At 67.9% G+C, this 16,151-nt stretch carries 15 protein-coding genes; 5 read left to right on the top strand and 10 right to left on the bottom strand.

Annotated features, from left to right (window positions below; genetic code table 11):
* Positions 1-792: 792 nt before the first annotated feature.
* The 6 genes from ABZ348_RS28890 to ABZ348_RS28865 form a co-directional block, all read right to left on the bottom strand.
* The gene (locus ABZ348_RS28890; RefSeq protein ID WP_358937942.1) at positions 793-1,311 is read right to left on the bottom strand and encodes a hypothetical protein; all 519 of its coding nucleotides are present in this window, start codon (positions 1,309-1,311) and stop codon (positions 793-795) included.
* A complete protein-coding gene (locus tag ABZ348_RS28885; RefSeq protein WP_358937940.1) occupies positions 1,308-3,581 on the bottom strand; it encodes a SulP family inorganic anion transporter in 2,274 nt (757 codons plus the stop codon). Before ABZ348_RS28885 ends, ABZ348_RS28890 begins: the two co-directional genes overlap by 4 nt.
* A gap of 100 nt (positions 3,582-3,681) precedes the next feature.
* Positions 3,682-4,284, bottom strand: coding sequence for a carbonic anhydrase (locus ABZ348_RS28880; RefSeq protein WP_358937938.1), 603 nt, complete (start codon positions 4,282-4,284; stop codon positions 3,682-3,684).
* Between the two features lie 469 nt (positions 4,285-4,753).
* A complete protein-coding gene (locus tag ABZ348_RS28875) occupies positions 4,754-5,413 on the bottom strand; it encodes a response regulator transcription factor (RefSeq protein ID WP_329019078.1) in 660 nt (219 codons plus the stop codon).
* Positions 5,316-6,779 (bottom strand): HAMP domain-containing sensor histidine kinase, encoded by a 1,464-nt coding sequence (locus ABZ348_RS28870; protein WP_358937960.1) that lies wholly within the window; start codon positions 6,777-6,779, stop codon positions 5,316-5,318. The genes ABZ348_RS28875 and ABZ348_RS28870 overlap by 98 nt, the downstream gene beginning before the upstream one ends.
* Before the next feature lie 45 nt (positions 6,780-6,824).
* Positions 6,825-7,343, bottom strand: coding sequence for a hypothetical protein (locus ABZ348_RS28865; protein WP_358937936.1), 519 nt, complete (start codon positions 7,341-7,343; stop codon positions 6,825-6,827).
* Between the two features lie 284 nt (positions 7,344-7,627).
* Between ABZ348_RS28865 and ABZ348_RS28860 the strand changes: the two genes are divergently transcribed.
* Together ABZ348_RS28860 and ABZ348_RS28855 are read left to right on the top strand one after the other, a co-directional pair.
* Positions 7,628-8,275: a hypothetical protein gene (locus ABZ348_RS28860; protein ID WP_358937935.1), complete on the top strand. Its 648-nt coding sequence runs from the start codon at positions 7,628-7,630 to the stop codon at positions 8,273-8,275.
* A 352-nt stretch (positions 8,276-8,627) separates the two neighbouring features.
* Entirely contained in the window at positions 8,628-9,491 is an 864-nt protein-coding gene (locus ABZ348_RS28855) for a class I SAM-dependent methyltransferase family protein (RefSeq protein WP_358937934.1), read from the top strand.
* Here the strand turns inward: ABZ348_RS28855 and ABZ348_RS28850 are convergent.
* The gene (locus tag ABZ348_RS28850; RefSeq protein ID WP_358937932.1) at positions 9,480-9,950 is read right to left on the bottom strand and encodes a DUF1772 domain-containing protein; all 471 of its coding nucleotides are present in this window, start codon (positions 9,948-9,950) and stop codon (positions 9,480-9,482) included. The genes ABZ348_RS28855 and ABZ348_RS28850 overlap by 12 nt on opposite strands.
* Before the next feature lie 212 nt (positions 9,951-10,162).
* Here ABZ348_RS28850 and ABZ348_RS28845 point away from each other — a divergent pair, with 212 nt between their 5' ends.
* Positions 10,163-10,468, top strand: coding sequence for a hypothetical protein (locus ABZ348_RS28845; RefSeq protein WP_358937930.1), 306 nt, complete (start codon positions 10,163-10,165; stop codon positions 10,466-10,468).
* A gap of 122 nt (positions 10,469-10,590) precedes the next feature.
* Positions 10,591-11,721, top strand: coding sequence for a hypothetical protein (locus tag ABZ348_RS28840; RefSeq protein WP_358937928.1), 1,131 nt, complete (start codon positions 10,591-10,593; stop codon positions 11,719-11,721).
* Here ABZ348_RS28840 and ABZ348_RS28835 read toward each other — a convergent pair.
* Both ABZ348_RS28835 and ABZ348_RS28830 read right to left on the bottom strand, forming a co-directional pair.
* Positions 11,687-12,460, bottom strand: coding sequence for an N-acetyltransferase (locus tag ABZ348_RS28835; protein ID WP_358937926.1), 774 nt, complete (start codon positions 12,458-12,460; stop codon positions 11,687-11,689). The two genes, ABZ348_RS28840 and ABZ348_RS28835, sit on opposite strands and share 35 nt — an antisense overlap.
* Positions 12,461-12,588: 128 nt before the next feature.
* Entirely contained in the window at positions 12,589-13,434 is an 846-nt protein-coding gene (locus ABZ348_RS28830) for a class I SAM-dependent methyltransferase (RefSeq protein WP_358937924.1), read from the bottom strand.
* Positions 13,435-13,741: 307 nt separating this feature from the next.
* Here ABZ348_RS28830 and ABZ348_RS28825 point away from each other — a divergent pair, with 307 nt between their 5' ends.
* Positions 13,742-15,187 carry a N,N-dimethylformamidase beta subunit family domain-containing protein gene (locus ABZ348_RS28825; protein WP_358937922.1) on the top strand — a complete coding sequence of 482 codons (1,446 nt, stop codon included), beginning with the start codon at positions 13,742-13,744 and terminating at the stop codon, positions 15,185-15,187.
* On the opposite strand, the gene ABZ348_RS28820 is transcribed toward ABZ348_RS28825, so the two are convergent.
* Positions 15,135-15,878, bottom strand: a complete 744-nt coding sequence (locus ABZ348_RS28820) for an HAD family hydrolase (RefSeq protein WP_358937920.1) — start codon at positions 15,876-15,878, stop codon at positions 15,135-15,137. The genes ABZ348_RS28825 and ABZ348_RS28820 overlap by 53 nt on opposite strands.
* Positions 15,879-16,151: the final 273 nt, after the last annotated feature.

The following is a 16,151-nucleotide window of genomic DNA, read 5'->3' as shown; positions in this document are numbered from 1 at the left end:
CCGACCGGCACCGGTCCCGCGGCCATCCCGGTCGGCTCCACCACCCTCCACGACCCCCGTCGTACTCCCCGCCCCAGCGCGCGGGCCCGGCCCGGTTCACGGTACGAGAGTGGACTGCGGGTGCCGGCTGAACGGGCCGTCGAGGAACCTCCCGGTCATCCCGCCGACATGGTCGGCGGTCGAAGAAGGCCGTCAGCCAGTCCCGTTGGGCCAGGGTGTCGCGCAGGGGATCACGGCCGGCCCCGGTGCCGAAGACACCCCCAACGCTCCGGCGCAACGTCGAACACCTCTCCCGCCCGCCAGTGGACGGGGCGCGTTGAGCCCTCTGACGGGCGCCACGCCGGGTGGAGCCTGGTTTCCGGCCGCAGTGCAGTCACCAGAGGCACCGCGACGACCATCAAAGGCACCCCGCGACGGCCGGTGGTCGTGCGGTGCAGTCACCTTCGGGGCGGGTACGGGGCCCGAACTCAGGGGCGCTCTCCCGGGGACGCCCGCGCCCCCACATATGAAAGGGCCGGGCGGCCCGGCCGCATTTCCGGGTCGCCCGACCTGATCACCTCACCCGGGGCGGGTCGGGGCGCCCGGGTGCGGGTCTGTGTCGGCCGGGCCGCGTGGCGTACGCACCGGGCCGTTGGTGAAGCGGAAGGAGAGGGGGGAGCCCCCTCTCTGCGGGAGGCAGTAGAGGGGGCTCACCAGGGCCCAGTGGGGGAAGCGCTTGTCGCTCAAGGCCCTGGGGGCCGCCCACGACACCCTGCGGGATGTCGGTGCCGTGGGCGACGTCTTGATGCCCTGTCAGCCCTTTGCGGTCGGCGGGAGGTCGCGCTTGTCCGCGGTGCTGGCGGGACGCTCCGCAAGACCGGCGGTGGCCGCGTCCTGGGGTGCGAGGAGGAACCTGTGCAGGGAGCGGAGGAACTCGAACAACTTGTCGTCCTCCTTGGGCCTGGCCTGCTGGCGCCGGTCGTAGACCGACCGGTCGTACGCGGTGCGGTCATGGCTCACACGGTCGTACACCGCATGGTCGCTGCCGTTCCGCTCGGTGCTGTGCCGCTCGGTGACTTCGCGCTCCGTCACGGGGCGTTCGGTCCAGGAGCGGTCGCTCCAGTCCCGGCCGCTCCACGGGCGCTCGGCCCGCGGGCGGTCCGCCCCGTGCCGGTCGGTCAGGGGGCAGTCGGTCCTGGCGCAGTCGGCCCGATCGGCGCGGGGCCGATCGATCCGCCGTGGCCGCCCCGGCTGATGCCGGTGGTGGCGCAGGTCCCGTAGATCCCGTAGGTGGAGCGCGTCGGCCAGCGCCGATTTCAAGGGTTTCCTCATCGTCGAGTCCCTTCGCCGTGCTGCTGCTGAACGGCCCATTCGTCATTGGATCCCCAGTAGCCACCCTGCGGAGGCTGCTGGTACCCCTGCGGTCCGTATCCATTGACCATCGGGGTGCCCTGGTAGGGGGTTTCCTGGGGCCCGTATCCCGGAGGTGGTGCGTATCCCTGTGGCGGCATCTGCTGCTGACCGTCGTGCGGAGCGGGCTGCTGGCCGTTGGGCACACCGTTGTGCTGCGGGCCATGCGCCTGGTTCGGGATGTGCACCTGTGCGTGCTGGCTGTACTGCGGCTGCTGGTGTTGGTGCAGCGGCCGTACCGGTCCCTGGCCACCCATGCCGTACTGGTGGTTGGGGTGCTGGGGCGCGTGCGGGTAGTCCTGCTCGGGGTGCGGGTACTGCGGGTACTGGTACTGCGTGTGCTGCGAGTGCGCGTGTTGGTTGTGCGCGTGCTGCACGTGCTGGGGGTGCTGTGGTGCATGGGGGTGCTGGTTGTTGTGCTGGTGCTGCTGTGCGTGCTGGTGCTGTCGTGCGTAGGGGCTGCCGTGGGCCACGTGTGCGTGACCGTAGTTCGGAGCCCCCGCGTGCTGGAAGGCGAGGGCGGGCTCCGGTGCGTACGGCCTGGGCTGCTCCGGCTGCACCGGCTGGTGCTGGGTCTCCTTGACCGGGGCGCCGATCTCCTCGGTGACGGGCTCGTCGGGGACGACCTCGTCGACCTTCTCGACCGTCGGCTCGCCCGGCAGGATGCACTCGACGTGCTCGGCGCCGGCCTTGCGGCGCTGCTCGGCGAACTCCTCGATCTGGGCACGGCAGGCCATGTCCAGGTGCGAGATGCCGCTGCCGTCGATGTAGACGCGTTCCTTGTCCTGGATGGTCTCCAGCGCGTCGATCAGCTTGGGAAGGCGGAGGAAGGTGACGTTGCCCTTCAGCTCCAGGCGTCCCATGTCGCCGTCCGTGGTGGTGCGGATGGTCATGTGGCTCATGCGGATCGCCGTGAGGATGATGGCGACCGCGAGTCCGGCGACCACACCATCGAGCAGGTTCGTGACCACGATGGCGAGGGTGGTGATGAACATGATCGCGCCCTCGGCACGATCCTTCTTCCACATCGCGAGGAAGGCCGGCGGGTTGAAGAGCTTCCAACCGGCCTGGAGCAGAACACCTGCGAGCACGGTGATCGGGATCAGTCCGAGCAGCCCCGGTAGGAGCAGACCGAACCCGAGGAGCCAGGCCCCGTGCAGGATGCGGGAGAGCTTGGTCTTTGCACCTGCCTGGACGTTGGCGGCACTGCGCACGATGACGGCGGTCATGGGCAGCGCGCCGAGAAGGCCACAAACCGTGTTGCCGACTCCCTGGGAGAAGAGTTCGGCGTTGTACTTGGTGGGAGCTCCGGTGTGCATCCTGTCCACGGCCGCGGCGCTGAAGAGGCTCTCAGCGGACGCGATGACCGTGAAGGTGACGATCATCATCAGAAGTGCCGGATCGAACAGGTGGCCGAGCTGGGACGGCCCGATGAAGTCGACCGCGTCGACCATGCTTCCGAAGGAGACCTTCTTCACCCCGTCGAACCCGGGGAAAGCGGCGATGATCGCCCCCAGGATCACCGCGACCAGAGGCGCGGGAACCTTGCTGATCGGGGCGGGAACCTTCTTCCACATGAAGCAGATGACCAGCGCCATGACGCCCAGGATGAGGGCGGCGCCCTTGTCCCGGTCCCCGAGCACGTCGGAGACCAGGTTGGGCAGGCCGGCCATGTTCTTCAGGGCCGTGCCGAGCTGCTTGGAGTCCACCAGGGCGTACATCTGGCTCAGGATCAGCGGCACACCGATACCGGCCAGCATGCCCTGCACCACGGAGAGCGAGATGGACTGGAACATCCGGCCCAACTTGAGCATTCCCAGGATCATTTGCAGGATTCCGCTGATGAACACGACCGGGCCGAGCATTCCGACGCCGTGTTCGGTCACGAACTCCAGCACCAGCACCGCCAGGCCAGCAGCGGGGCCGCTGACCTGGAGGTTACTGCCGGGCAGGAATCCCACGATCAAGCCTCCGACAATGCCGGAGATGATGCCTAGGGCGACAGGGACGCCCGATGCGGCAGCGACACCGATGCACAGGGGAAGGGCAACAAGAAAGACGACGATCGACGCACTGAAGTCAGTACTGAGCGCGCTGGTCAGCGACGGGGAAGGGGTGCCCTTGGCCGGGGAGGCGGCGGCGTCCTTCTTCGCATGTCGTCCAGCGTTAGGACGAGTCGTATCAGTCGACACAGTGTTCCTTTCGCCGCAGCCGGATGCCGATGAGCTGGGGGAGCTCGTGCGCGGCAGGCCGCTGCGTGTGGGGGGTAAGAGGGCCTGACGGGCCCGGAAGTCAGTTCCGGTTGAACACTCCGTTGAGCTCGTCGAGCTCCAGTACCTCGGCCGTGTCCACGCGGTAGTACCAGCCGTGCAGTTGCAGCCGCCCCGCTTCGATCGCCTCGCGCACCTTGGGGTACGTGCGCAGGTTCTCCAGCTGGGCGACGACATGCCGCTGCACGAACTTGGAAAGGGTCAGGTCCTCCACCGGCGACCCGAGCATCGGAGCGAGTGCAGGCCGGCAACCGGAGACCCACTGGGCGACGCTGGGCAGCGAGCTGAGGTCCGCGTCATTGGCGACGGCGCCGACCGCTCCGCAGTGGGAGTGGCCACAGACCACGATGTCCCTGACCTTGAGGACCTCCACCGCGTACTCGATGGTGGCGGACTCGGCGCAGGAGTGATCCGCGTCGTAGGGGGTGATGATGTTGCCGGCGTTGCGGAGTTCGAAGACCTCGCCGGGGACCGCCCCGGTGATGAGCGCGGGAATCACGCGGGAATCGGAACAGCTCACGAACAGCGTTCCGGGGGTCTGGCCCGCCGCGAATCGCCGGAAGGTCTCGCTCTCAGGGGCTACGCGGTGGCGGAAGTTGCGCGCGTTGTCGAGCAGTCGCTTCATGGTCACGCTCCTAGCAGTTCCGGCTATGGGGAGCCGGTGGGGGGAGAGACATCCGACGTGAATGTCTTGGCCCGGAATACTGCGCTGAAGTCATGAGTCATCCGTGAGATCACCGTGAGAGAGTTCTCATAGCCCTGACAACGATGTCATTTAAGCGAAGAAAAAAGCGTTCAAGGGTTTTGCCCCTTCCAGCGGCATATTCCTAGGACCCCATTCACTGTGCGTGAAAGGTCCCTTCGCCACCGTAATTAAGGACTCGCTGTTCGTTCGATAACTCCGATAACTCCGATAACACGGACAACTCAGTTCCCCGCTCCCGTAACCGACTTCGCGTGCCGAAGGGCCGTGGAGCGGCGCCTGACGTCCGTGGACCGGCTACGGGCCCCGCAGCCGGTGGCAAGGCCCCAGGCCCCCTGTCGGGCCGCCCCGGGCCCCGCCACCGGGCGCTACGGCCCGGCTCACCGGCTGCTCAGGCACGCAGCCGGTAGCCAACGCCCCGGATCGTCTCCACCCGGTCCGGACCCAACTTCCTGCGGAGATAGCGCACATACACATCGACGATGTTCGATCCTGGGTCGTAGTCGAAGCCCCAGACCCTGCTCAACAGCTGCTCACGGGTGAGCACCTGATCCGGGTTACGTAAAAAGACTTCGGCGAGGGCAAATTCCCGCGCCGACAGTTCAGCGACCCGCCCGTCCACATGGACGCGGCGGGTCCGCAGGTCAAGCACCATGTCGCCCACCCGCAGGACAGATGCCTCCGGGCCGGCCTCGCCTCTCAATCGCAAGCGGACCCGTGCCAGCAACTCCTCGAAGGCAAAGGGCTTGGAGATGTAGTCGTCTGCTCCCGTCTCCAGTCCCGCCACCACATCGGAAACGCTGTCCCGGGCCGTGAGGATGACCACGGGAAGGGTCACCCGCAGTTCCCTGAGCTTTCGCAGGACGGTTAGCCCGTCCACGGCCGGCAGCCCTAGATCGAGAATCATAAGATCGCAGTCACCGGCCCGCGCGTGTTCATAAGCGGAAAGGCCGTCACCGACGACCGCGGTGACGAACCCATTGCTTCGCAGGCCCTTTTCGACGAAGGAGGCGATTCCGGCTTCGTCCTCCGCTATCAGAATCCGGTGCATGGTGTCCTCTCTGCCAGGGGAAATAGGCCGGCAAATCCAGTACGAATCGGGCGCCTCCGGTCTCTGCATCCTCAACCCACGCGGTGCCCCCGTGCGCCTCGGCGATCTCCCGCACGATGGCGAGCCCGAGGCCGATCCCCGTGCCCGCCTGTGCGGGTGAGGCGACCCGTCCCGCTTGGACGAACCTGCCGAAGATCCGGTCCCGGTCGACCGGTCCCACGCCGGGTCCGGTGTCGCGCACCCAGAGCAGGACCCGTCCCTCGCGCACGGCCGAGCCCATCTCGATGAGGTCTCCGTCGAGCGTGTGCCGCACCGCATTGGCCGCGAGTTGGATCAGTCCCTGGGTGAGCCGCTGGCCGTCCACCAGGACGGTCGCCTCGGAGACCGCGGCCACCCGCCAGTGCCGGTGCCCGAGCGCCCTGGCCTTGGCGACCACGTCCACGATGAGATCGGTCAGATTGGTCTCGCCGACCGTGAGGAAGTCCGGGCGCTCCGCCTTCGCCAACAGGAGCAGGTCGTCCACGATGCGGCTCATCCGATCGAGTTCGTCGACGAGGAGCGCCCGGGTCATATGGGTCTCGTCCGGCCCGTCCTCCATCAGTTCCAGATGGCCGCGCACGACCGTGATGGGCGTGCGCAACTCGTGCCCCACCTCGTCGAGGAACCGCCGCTGCGTGGTGAAGGCCCGCTCCAACCGGTCCAACATGTGGTTGAACGTGTGGGCGAGGGCCGCCACATCGTCGTCGCCCCGGACGTCGAGCCGTTGGGTGAGATCGGACTCACCGATCCGTGCGGCCGTCTGCCGCACCAGTCTGATCGGCGCCAGGATGCGCCCTGCGACCAACCAGCTGGCGAGGCCGGCGCAGACGAGCGCGCCGAAGGCGGTGAGCATCAACATCTTGGCGACGCGCCGCTCCTCCTGGAGTTGGCGGTCGCGGAACTCCAACACGACGAGCCGCACGTCCCGGGGGTCGCCGGCGACCTCCACCTTGACGACCCCGTAACGCACCTTGCCCGCCTTCGAGTCCAGCCAGCCGGACTTGGGCGTCGCGACCGTGCCGAGCATCCTGACCACGGAGGCATCGCGGTCCAGGCGCACCTGACCCGGGGTGTCCGCCGGACTGCGGCGGTCGGCGACCTCGTCCACGATGCTGAAGAAGGTCTCGTCCCGGCCGGGCGGGGTGACCTTCAAGAACTCGGTCACCAACTCGGCACTGTTGTTGTACGAGCGGGTGGTCGCGTGCTGACGCAGGTCGTCGACCCGCCGCTGGAGCCTCGCATCGACCTGGTTGTCCAACTGCGCCTGCCAGACGACCGTGATGCCGACAGTGGGCGCGGCCATGGCCACGCCCACCAGGAGGAGCATCCAACCGACGATGCGCGATCGCGCGCTGGCTGTACGACGTCTCACCTAGTCGTCCCCTTCAGCGTCGCGGTCCTCGGAGAAGCCGCTACCGCCTCCGCGCCAGTCCTCGCCGTCGTCGCCCTCGCCCTTGTCGCCCGCCGCTTCGGCTGCGTCGGCAGCTTCGTCCTCGTCGTCCTCCTCGTCGTCGCCCTCTTCCTCCTGGCCTCCGGGCCGAGGAGTGCCGCTCTCCGAGCTGCGGGGCGGTTCGAGGATCTCCACGGGTCGCCCCCCGGACTGCTGGGGCGACGGCGAGGTGAAGCGGGGTGTCGGGGTCGACGTCTGGGGGACGGGTGCCGACTTCGTCGGCGGTGGGGGATTCCGCTCGGGTAAGGAAGGGCTCATCGGTGACGGTGGTTGGCTCCGGGCGGTCGCTTCGGGCATGGGAAGGCCGCTGGGCTGTACGACGATCGCGGGTCCGAGATCCAAGGGTTCGGGTCCCTGTGCCCACACTCGTCCCGCGAGCATCCCGGCACCGGCGAGTGCGCAGACCGCCGTTATCACGATGTTGGCTCTCCTGAGGGTCATGCGGAGAGTCTGCTTCCTAGATCGAACAGATGAATGAAAGAGGAGAGGATTCTCATGTCTCGGCCGGTCAGGGCGTGCAGCTGCACGTGCAGACCAGAAAGCCATCCTTTGTCTCCCTCTTGCGTTCTCCGGTCGACGAGGGTGTGACGACCGATCGACGACAGATACGCGCGGCACGCGGTCAAAGACTCAACAGTTCTTGGGAAAGATCAATAACAGAGTCGTCGGATCACTTCAACGGACGGCCTCAAGAAGTGTCAGTACGGTCGGATACGGTCGGGATCATGTCTCTGAAATCACTGCGGGACAGCTCGCACGACATCCGGCGCCTGGTGGCCCTGCGCGATCTCCCCTGGGAACGGCCGGTGTTGGAGGCCGCGTTCGTCGCGCACGGTTGGGCGACCGTCGGCCCCGGTGCCGCCGGGCCGGCCGTCGAGTGGGGCGGGGGCGGGGCCGCTCCACACTTCTTTGGCGGGGATTCGTCGGAGGAAGGCAGTGGGCGCCGGCTCGAACTGGGCGATGCCCCCGACGGCCCCGCGGGCGGCGCGGGATTCGTCCAACTGCCCTGCGCGCTGTTCTGGCCTGCGTTCGGCGAGGAGCCCGAGGAAGCCGACCCCGATGACGACGATGACCTCGACGAGGAGTACGGCAGCGATTGGGAGCGCTTCCCGGAGGCGACACGGGCGGACTTCCATCGGGAGTATGACCGGATCGGTGCGTTGCTCAGAGCCGAGTTGGGCGAGCCCGACGCGTCGTTCGGCGGGGAGTTGGACGAACACCGCGAGGTCTGGTACTGCACGGGTGTTCAGTTGGAGCTGCACCGTACCGACGACCTCAACAGCTACTCGCACTACGACGTGATCCTGGTGCGGATCGCGCCCCTGCACTCCACCGGCGGCACTGACGAGTCCCTCACCGGCGGCGGGGCATAGGGGCGGGCGAGGATGCCGTGGCCGATCGAAGCGGGTGTCTCGGGTCCGGGACGACCCATGATCGTGACCGCTCCAGGAACGGGATGATCGCGCCGGACGCACCCGTACCGGGCCCGACTCATCACCTCGGCATGGACACGACATTAGATCGGCTACGAATGCCGACGGACCGCGTCCACTCGCCCGCGCCTGAGATTCCCTGGTCCAGCCGGGGCGGCACCCGCCCGCGAGAATGACCGCCGCACCACCGCACCGGTCTGCGCCCCCGTACTCAGACCCCCCGCGCCCCTGAGTACCAGGCCGAGTAGCCGAACGGATGTCCACCGCACGCCCTCGACAGGAGGCTGTGCCCATGAACAAGCGACTGGGGAACGTGCGTTGGGCTGCCATGCGGATGCTGATGAACACCGTGGGACGGCTCAGCGAAGGCATCAGGATCGGCTACCGCTACGGCTTCGACAGCGGCTCGATGCTCGACTACGTGTACGTCAACAAGGCATCGGGCTCCTGGGGAGTCGGGCGGTTGATCGACCGTTCCTATCTCAACGCGATCGGCTGGCGCGCCATCCGCGCCCGTCGAGAGCTGCTGAAGGACGTGCTGCGCAAGGAGATCGCCGCACGCGGCGACGAGGTGTTCGTCCTGGACGTGGCATCCGGCCCTGGTCGGTACCTCCAGGACCTCGTCGAGGAGTACGCACCCGGACGACTGCGGGTCGAGTGCCGCGACCTGGACCGAGCGGGGCTCGCCCAGGGCGAGGAGCAGGCCCGGCAGCGCGGCTTGCAGGGCATCTCGTACGTCCACGGTGACGCGCTGGAGCCAAGGCCGGGCGACCGCAAGCCCGAGGTGATCGTGGTCTCCGGACTGTACGAACTGCTGTTGGACGACGAGACCATCGCCGCTTCCATCACCCGGCTCCGCTCGCTGCTGGCCCCGGGCGGGGTGCTGGTGTACACCACCCAGACCCACCATCCGCAGCTGGAGTTCATCGCCCGGGTACTGCCCAACCGCGACGGCGTCCTCTGGGAGATGAAGTGCAGGTCGGTGGAGCGGGCGGAACAGTGGGCCCGCGATGCGGGATTCGACGCGGTCGGCAGTCGGCGCGAGCAGGTGGGGCTGTTCACCGTGACCACGGCGGGCACGGTGACCACGGCGGGCCGGGCGGGCGCGGCAGCCCGGCAGGATCAGCAGGGTGCGCGCTCGGGTTCACACGACTGACCCGACCATCAGCCCGAAGGCCGCGATCGCCAACATGGTGCGCAGCAGGTGGAACTGGTTCCAGCGGGGTTCGAACTCAAGGCGTATCTGGTCGTCGGAGGCGCTGTGGGTGACCTTCGCAGCGGCTTCCAGCGCATTGTTCAGCGGAATGTTCCCCACGACCGTCACCACGTGGTTCGCCACCGCGCACACCAGACCGGTGATCAGGAGGTTGCGCTGGAAGTCGGTACGGCCGTCGACGGGGAAGAACAGGGACAGCAACGGAAAGAGGACGATCGAAACGAAGGTCGCCAGGAAGAGGGGACGCGGCACGACCTCGTTGATGCGGCGCATGGCCGTCAGGAACTGCTCGTCGGTGAGTTGGGCGAACGCCGGCATGATCCCGGTCTGGAAGGTCAGCATGAAGCCTGCGTACAGACCCGTGGAAATGATCGCGAGAGCGAGGAGAGCGGCAGCCATGGCGCACATCATGACCCGATACGCGTTGCCGCGCAGCCACAACGCAACGGCCGGACAGCGCACTCGGCGCACCGGGAGTCCCCGGGGGGCGCCCAGGTGATCACGCGGTCACCGTGGGGTACGGCGCCGACCGTTGGGTACAGCCGGAGGGGAACGGTCCCCGGACCCTGCGATCCAACGGGTCGCGTGGGGGCCGTCACGGAGGTTGCCCCATGGGACGGGTCTGGCTGTTTCTCTTACTCGCACTCGCGCTCGCACTGACGGCACTGGCCCTGCTCGCGGTCCATCAGGTGGCGCGGCCTCCGCTCGCGGTGCGGTTGTACGCGGACGTGGCGGTGGTGGTGTGTTGGTTGAGCGTCGCCGCCTACGGTGTGACGCGCCGGTGGGCCGGACGGGACGCGCAACGAGCCGCGACCCGCGGCGATCAGGAGCCGGACGACCGGGAGCCCGCGGTCCGATGTACGTCCGACACCCACCCCCAGGCAAAGCCGCGTTGGAGCACCAGGGATCACCTCTAGAGCATTTCCGCAGGTCACGCTCGCACAAGATCAGGCCAATGTTTCTCGCAGCGACCGCTGAGCGCCAACCGGTCTGCGACTCTGGCACGGCCATGATGTCCAGGATGCCTAGGAGCGCTGTGGTGAGCGTGGTACCCATCAGCTCGGCCGTCATGACCCACCCCGTACGGGAGGAGCAGGCCCGGGAGTTGGCCGGACTCCTGGGGTTGGGCGGACTCGCCCTGGACCCCGCGCCCCACGACCCGCCGTCCGCTCTGCGCACCGCACTGGTCGCCTGGTCGGCCGTGGTACCGGGGGCGGGACACCATCTGGTGGTGCAGGACGATGTGTCGGCGCCGGCGGACCTGTTGGCCTTGGTGGGAAGGGCGGTGGACCGCTTCCCCGACGAGGCTCTCGTCTTCTACACCAATTGGCATGCGCGCAATGGATCGGCCTCCCGGCTCGCCGCGCTCGCGGGGGCTTCCTGGGTACGGGCCGTACCGGAGGAGTTCACCCCCTCGCTCGCGGTCTGTCTGCCGGTGGACACGGTCGCGGAGTTCACCGACTTCGCCCGGGACAGCGCCGAGCGCCATGACGACGAGGTCCTGTCCGGGTTCTTCCGCACCAAGGGTCGGATGGCCCTGCTCGCGGTGCCCAATGTGGTGGAGCACATCGGCACCAGCAGCATCAACGGCCATGCGGCGCAGGGCATTCGGTTGGCGGTCTGCCCGGTGGATCCGAGCGACGCCGACGCCCTGTTGCAGCGGGGCTGGGTGCTGGAGGAACTCGACTGGCTCCCCTATATGCGCTACGGCGAGGGCTATCTCCGGCTGCCCGGTCAGGAGACGGCGGCGGACGGCGGACGCGGGCACATTCGCTGGCGCGATGCGCTGCCGGCCATAGGAGCGTCCTCCCAGTTGACGGAGGAGCGCGTCCGTGACCTGGTGTCGGAGCAGATGCCGCTGGGACTGGCGACGGACGTCGCCCGCTCGTTCGGTCCGGACTTCGCGGAGGAGTTGTGGATCCACTGTCTGATGCTGGGTCGGCAGGCGGCCGGGGCCGCCCATCGGCAGGCCCTGCGCCAGGGGACCGAACCGACGGGGACACCGGACGAGGAAGCGCTCGGGAGGCTGAAGGAGGCCGCGGTCTCCACGGTGGGGCCGGCTGGTCTGGCCCCGGAGCGCCGGCCCGAGGCGGGTCCGGAGCAGACCCGGTTGATGACCGAGTTCGCCTGGACCGCTATCCGTGCCGGGGAGCGTCTGTGGAAGGCGTGACCCGATGGGTGATCCACACCGCTGGCTCCCAGTAGGCGCCCAGATCGCTGCCATGGTCGACGTACAGGGTGTTCAGTCCGCCGGGGAAGACGTAGTCGCCGTCGTCGGGGAAGGACATTCCCGTCCAGCTCTCCCACTCGGCGACGGTGCCGGTGATCCTGGATGAGCGTGCCGATGCGGCGGTGACGGCACCCCCCGCTTTGACCTGGGTGCGGATCCAGGGGTCGAACGGGGAGCCGTCGTCGCGGGTCCAGGAGGCGTACCGCTCGATGGGCACCAGCGGGTAGCGGTCCTTCCGGGTGGGGCGGATGGGCACCAGAACGGTGTCCACCCCGGCGATGCGGGCCGTGGCGCTCATGGTGTCGAGCAGCACCTTGGACAGCCCCTTGCCCTGGTGCCGCTGGGCCACCTCGATGCCGAGCGCGCAGAGCCCTCCTGGTGCGCGTCCCGCGTCATGGTCGGCGAAGGCCCGTCCGATCGAGTCGTCGAGCCCGGGGCCGAGGTCCTCGGGGGTGCCGTCCCAGCTACGGGGAAGGGACCGCCCCGCGCCCAGCACCTCGTCCTGTTCCTCGTCGTACAGCAGGAACTGGTAGTCGGGGAAGTCCTCGAACAGGCGGTTCCAGTAGTCGCCGTTGATGTCTCCGTGCAGGTTGTACTCGGGCACCACTCCGGCGAACTGTGCGGGGATGCGGTCCCACAGGGCGGGGCGTTCCGAGTAGCGCACCACGGCCATGGCCATCTTGATCTGCTCTCTTCTCTCCGGTGGTCGAACCGGCGGACGTGTTCGGTCGTCGAGCCGGCGGATGTGCTCGGTGGTTCTGCCGCGGCGCCCTGCCCAGGTGGCGTGCAGGGGCGCCGCGCCTCGGATCAGGCGGGTACGGACAGTTCCCAGGCGATGATGAGCGGGATGCCCTCCCAGGCGGCACGGGCGGCGTCCGCGATGTACTCCTCGTATCCGCCGGGGGCGAGCCGGCCGTTGAAGAGGGGTTCGTGACAGGCGCGCACGGTCAGTCCGGCCCGGGCGAAGGCGTTCAGATAGTCGCTGGCGAGATGGACGTGGTTGCGGACGAAGGCGAGCTGCTCGGATCCGTGGACGAAGAGGCACTGGCCCTGGAGGGAGATCACGAAGGGGTGCATGTCGGTGATGATGATGCGCCCGCCCGGTTTGACCACCCGGGCCAGTTCCGCGACGCCCGCGTCCAGTTCGGCCAGGTGCGTCATCGCCAGTGAGCAGACGGCGACGTCGACGGACTCGTCGTCCAGCGGCAGGCTCTCCAGCCGGCCCACCCGGTACTGGGCTTCCGGGGCGTGGCCGCGCGCCTTTTCCAGCATCTGCGGTGACTGGTCGACGCCGATGGTGCGAAATCCCCGTGAGGTCAGGGCACGGGTCTGTCGGCCGGTGCCGCACGCGGCGTCGAGCGCGTCGCCCGCGGGGAGCCGGTCGAGGATCTCGTGGACGATGGGCTCCTCGACCTCGATGTAGGAGCTGGGCAGGGTGTCGTAGATCGAGGACCAGGAGGCGTAGCCGTCGGCGGCATCGAGTTCGTCGACACCTGCGCCCTTGCCCGGAAGTTGTTCGTCGCTGAGGACGAAGCGGCGTATGTCGTCCACCCGTTCCTTGAGGAACGCTTCGTCGCCGTCGATGGCGTGTCGCAGCAGCGCCATGCCTTGGATTCCCAGCACCAGTTCGCGTACACGGAATTCGCTGCTCATTGAGCTTCCCCTCGCTGCCTTTTGACGGGCCATCGGTGTGCGTTACATGGGGTGGTAGAGAACGCTGGTCGTGCATGTGCTCTCGGCACATGTGTCGAGGGCCAGGACTACCCCGGTCCGGAGGAAAAGAGTCTGTGAGCTGCCCTTGTGTCCAAAACAACCCCAGGAGTGGCCGGTTCGGAACGGCCCATTGTCGTGGCCTGGTGCACCTACCTAGCATGTCGGACCGGCGGCTTGGACTTCTCGTCGTCTTTCTCCGAGCAATCCTGGGAGCGGTGTGATAGAGGGCTATGTGGGTCGGGAAAGCGTGACGGCAGGCGATTTCCTTGCACTCCACGTCTCCACCGACGCACCCATCTACCGTGTGCGTTTCTACCGACTCGGCGAAGAGTTGGAGATGGTCCGGGAATCGGTGTGGCAGCCGGGTTCGCAGCATTCGCCTCCCCCGCACCCCGAGGGCCCGCCGGCCGGTGCTTCACCCGCGGAGGACTGGGGCTGGCCCGTTGCGGAATTTCACATTCCGACGGACTGGCGTACGGGTATCTATCTGGTTCAGTTCATCGAGGGCGGCCCTGGTTCGGAGGATTCCGCACCGCTGTTGGACAGCACGACCATCGAAGGGTTCGAGCGGGAGTTCTTCGTCGTTCGACCTCAGCGCCCGGGCGAACACTCGCGCATCCTCTACAAGAAGTCGACGTTCACCCGACATGCATACAACAAGTCGGACCGCAGGGACCTGGAGCGGACCGCCAGCCTCTATGACAACCCGGTCTACCTGGAAGGGGGTGAGGGCGGGCCCCGCGGGCACAAGGTCAGTCTGCACCGACCGGGCGGGGTGATCGACCTCGCCTACTGGGACGCGCCCTTCATCTCCTGGCTCGAACGCAGTGGATATCCGGTGGAATACTGCACTGACCTCGATCTCCACGAGGACCCGGATCTCCTGGCCTCCTATGACCTCCTGCTGAGCGTGGGTCATGACGAATACTGGAGCCAGGCCATGCGGATGCAGGTCGAGGAATTCATACGCGCCCGTGGGAACGTCGCCTTCTTCAGCGCCAACACCTGCTGGTGGCGCATTCACCCGGTCGACGGGAACAGCGCCTTCATATCGGACACGGACCACCATGTGGGAGCGGAGTACCCCCATCTACCGGCCACCGATCAATGGTGGACGCCGGCACCCGAAGGGGTCGGTCTGCCGGAGAATTCCCTGACCGGTGTGAGTTTCCGCAACGGCGGCATGTGGGCGACCTCGGACGGCACCTGGCCCGGCGATCGCCCCCGCAACGGATACTCCGTACAACATGCGGACCACTGGGTGTACGAGGGCACCGGACTACGGGACGGCTCCGGAGACGGGGTTCAGGATTGTCTGGGGGCCGGAACACCTCTGATCGGATATGAATGTGATGGCGCCGCATTCACCTACGACGCCGAAGGAGTGGCTCGGGCCAATGGTGTGGACGGCACTCCGGATTCCTTCCTCATTCTGGGGATCCACCTCTTGAATCCGACGCACGACGATTTTCATCGCTTCAAGCCCGGACATTGGAACTGCGTGGTGCGCGAGCCCGGCGTCACCAGCCCGCGGGCCGCCACCATGGGGGTGTACACGGCCGGCGGAACGGTGTTCACGGCCGGTACCACCGACTGGCCCGTGGTGTGTGGACGGGAGACGGATGCGGGGGTCGTGCGCGTCACCCGGAACGTGCTGGATCGGTTGCGGGTGCGGGCCACAGCAGCGCGGTGAGTTCGGTCAGTTCGGCGATCCGGGCGGCTCCCGCAACCAGCGGCGGGGCCTGGCCGTCGACCGCCCGGTCCGCGCGCCACAGGTGCACCGCGCGCATCCCCTCCGCCAAGGGCCCCTCCACGTCCGGGCGCCAGACGTCGCCGACGAACACGGTCTCCTCGGGTGCCAGTCCGCAACGGTCCAACACCGTGCGATAGATCAGCGGATGGGGCTTGCGGGCGCCGGCCCGGGCGGAGCTGACCGACACGTCGATCAACTCCGTCAGGCCGACGTCCGCAAGCGACCGGTCCAGGTGCCAGTACCAGTTGGAGCAGACCGCCACCAGCACTCCCCTGCTGCGCAGCTCGGTCAGGAGCCCCAGCACGTCGTCGAACAGGGCGAGCCGAAGGTCCTTCATCGCCGCGTCGATCTCGGCGACCAGTTCCTCCAGCTGGTCGCCGGGCACCCCGCAGGCCCGGGCCCGCGCGCTGAGCCGGTCCCGTTCCCAGGCGGTGTACGCCTGTTCGCTCCCGGAGTGGGCCCGGTGTTCCTCGCCCTCCCCCGGTCCCACGGACCACTGGTCCCCCCAGCGGCGCCCCGCTTCCACCAGTCCGCGTCGGTCGAAGATGGAACGGTGGTCGGGGGGCAACGGCGGGACCATCCGCACCAGGGTTCCGTAGAAGTCGAAGACGACTCCCCTGATCGCTGTCATCTCTCCACGCTCCGGGTGTGGTGTCCTGCGCTACGGAGCCGACGTGTTCGCCGGTCATCCGGATGCGGCCGTAGGGGGGGGCAGGGCGGGGAAGATCCCTACGGCCGCGTCCGTCACGGCGGCCGGTTCCCGATCGGATGCGCATCCGGTCGGTTCGACGGCTCCGGCGCCCGGGAAGGGGCGTCACCCCGTGTCATCGTCGTGCCGGCCGCCGCGAACGGCGGAACAGCGCGATCCTCTGCGTACCGACGCTCTGACCGTCGGTTCGGAACG

This window comes from Streptomyces sp. NPDC005963 (assembly GCF_040638655.1).
Classification (GTDB): domain Bacteria; phylum Actinomycetota; class Actinomycetes; order Streptomycetales; family Streptomycetaceae; genus Streptomyces.
The sequence above is the reverse complement of the archived record's forward strand: the minus strand, read 5'-3'. Positions and strand labels throughout refer to the sequence as shown.

Bases quoted from the DNA above. Each gene is read 5' to 3' on its own strand.
- ABZ348_RS28890 (WP_358937942.1), bottom strand. From the start codon at position 1,311: ATGAGGAAACCCTTGAAATCGGCGCTGGCCGACGCGCTCCACCTACGG.
- ABZ348_RS28880 (WP_358937938.1), bottom strand. From the start codon at position 4,284: ATGAAGCGACTGCTCGACAACGCGCGCAACTTCCGCCACCGCGTAGCC.
- ABZ348_RS28875 (WP_329019078.1), bottom strand. From the start codon at position 5,413: ATGCACCGGATTCTGATAGCGGAGGACGAAGCCGGAATCGCCTCCTTC.
- ABZ348_RS28870 (WP_358937960.1), bottom strand. From the start codon at position 6,779: ATGCTCCTCCTGGTGGGCGTGGCCATGGCCGCGCCCACTGTCGGCATC.
- ABZ348_RS28865 (WP_358937936.1), bottom strand. From the start codon at position 7,343: ATGACCCTCAGGAGAGCCAACATCGTGATAACGGCGGTCTGCGCACTC.
- ABZ348_RS28860 (WP_358937935.1), top strand. From the start codon at position 7,628: ATGTCTCTGAAATCACTGCGGGACAGCTCGCACGACATCCGGCGCCTG.
- ABZ348_RS28855 (WP_358937934.1), top strand. From the start codon at position 8,628: ATGAACAAGCGACTGGGGAACGTGCGTTGGGCTGCCATGCGGATGCTG.
- ABZ348_RS28850 (WP_358937932.1), bottom strand. From the start codon at position 9,950: ATGGCTGCCGCTCTCCTCGCTCTCGCGATCATTTCCACGGGTCTGTAC.
- ABZ348_RS28845 (WP_358937930.1), top strand. From the start codon at position 10,163: ATGGGACGGGTCTGGCTGTTTCTCTTACTCGCACTCGCGCTCGCACTG.
- ABZ348_RS28835 (WP_358937926.1), bottom strand. From the start codon at position 12,460: ATGGCCATGGCCGTGGTGCGCTACTCGGAACGCCCCGCCCTGTGGGAC.
- ABZ348_RS28830 (WP_358937924.1), bottom strand. From the start codon at position 13,434: ATGAGCAGCGAATTCCGTGTACGCGAACTGGTGCTGGGAATCCAAGGC.
- ABZ348_RS28820 (WP_358937920.1), bottom strand. From the start codon at position 15,878: ATGACAGCGATCAGGGGAGTCGTCTTCGACTTCTACGGAACCCTGGTG.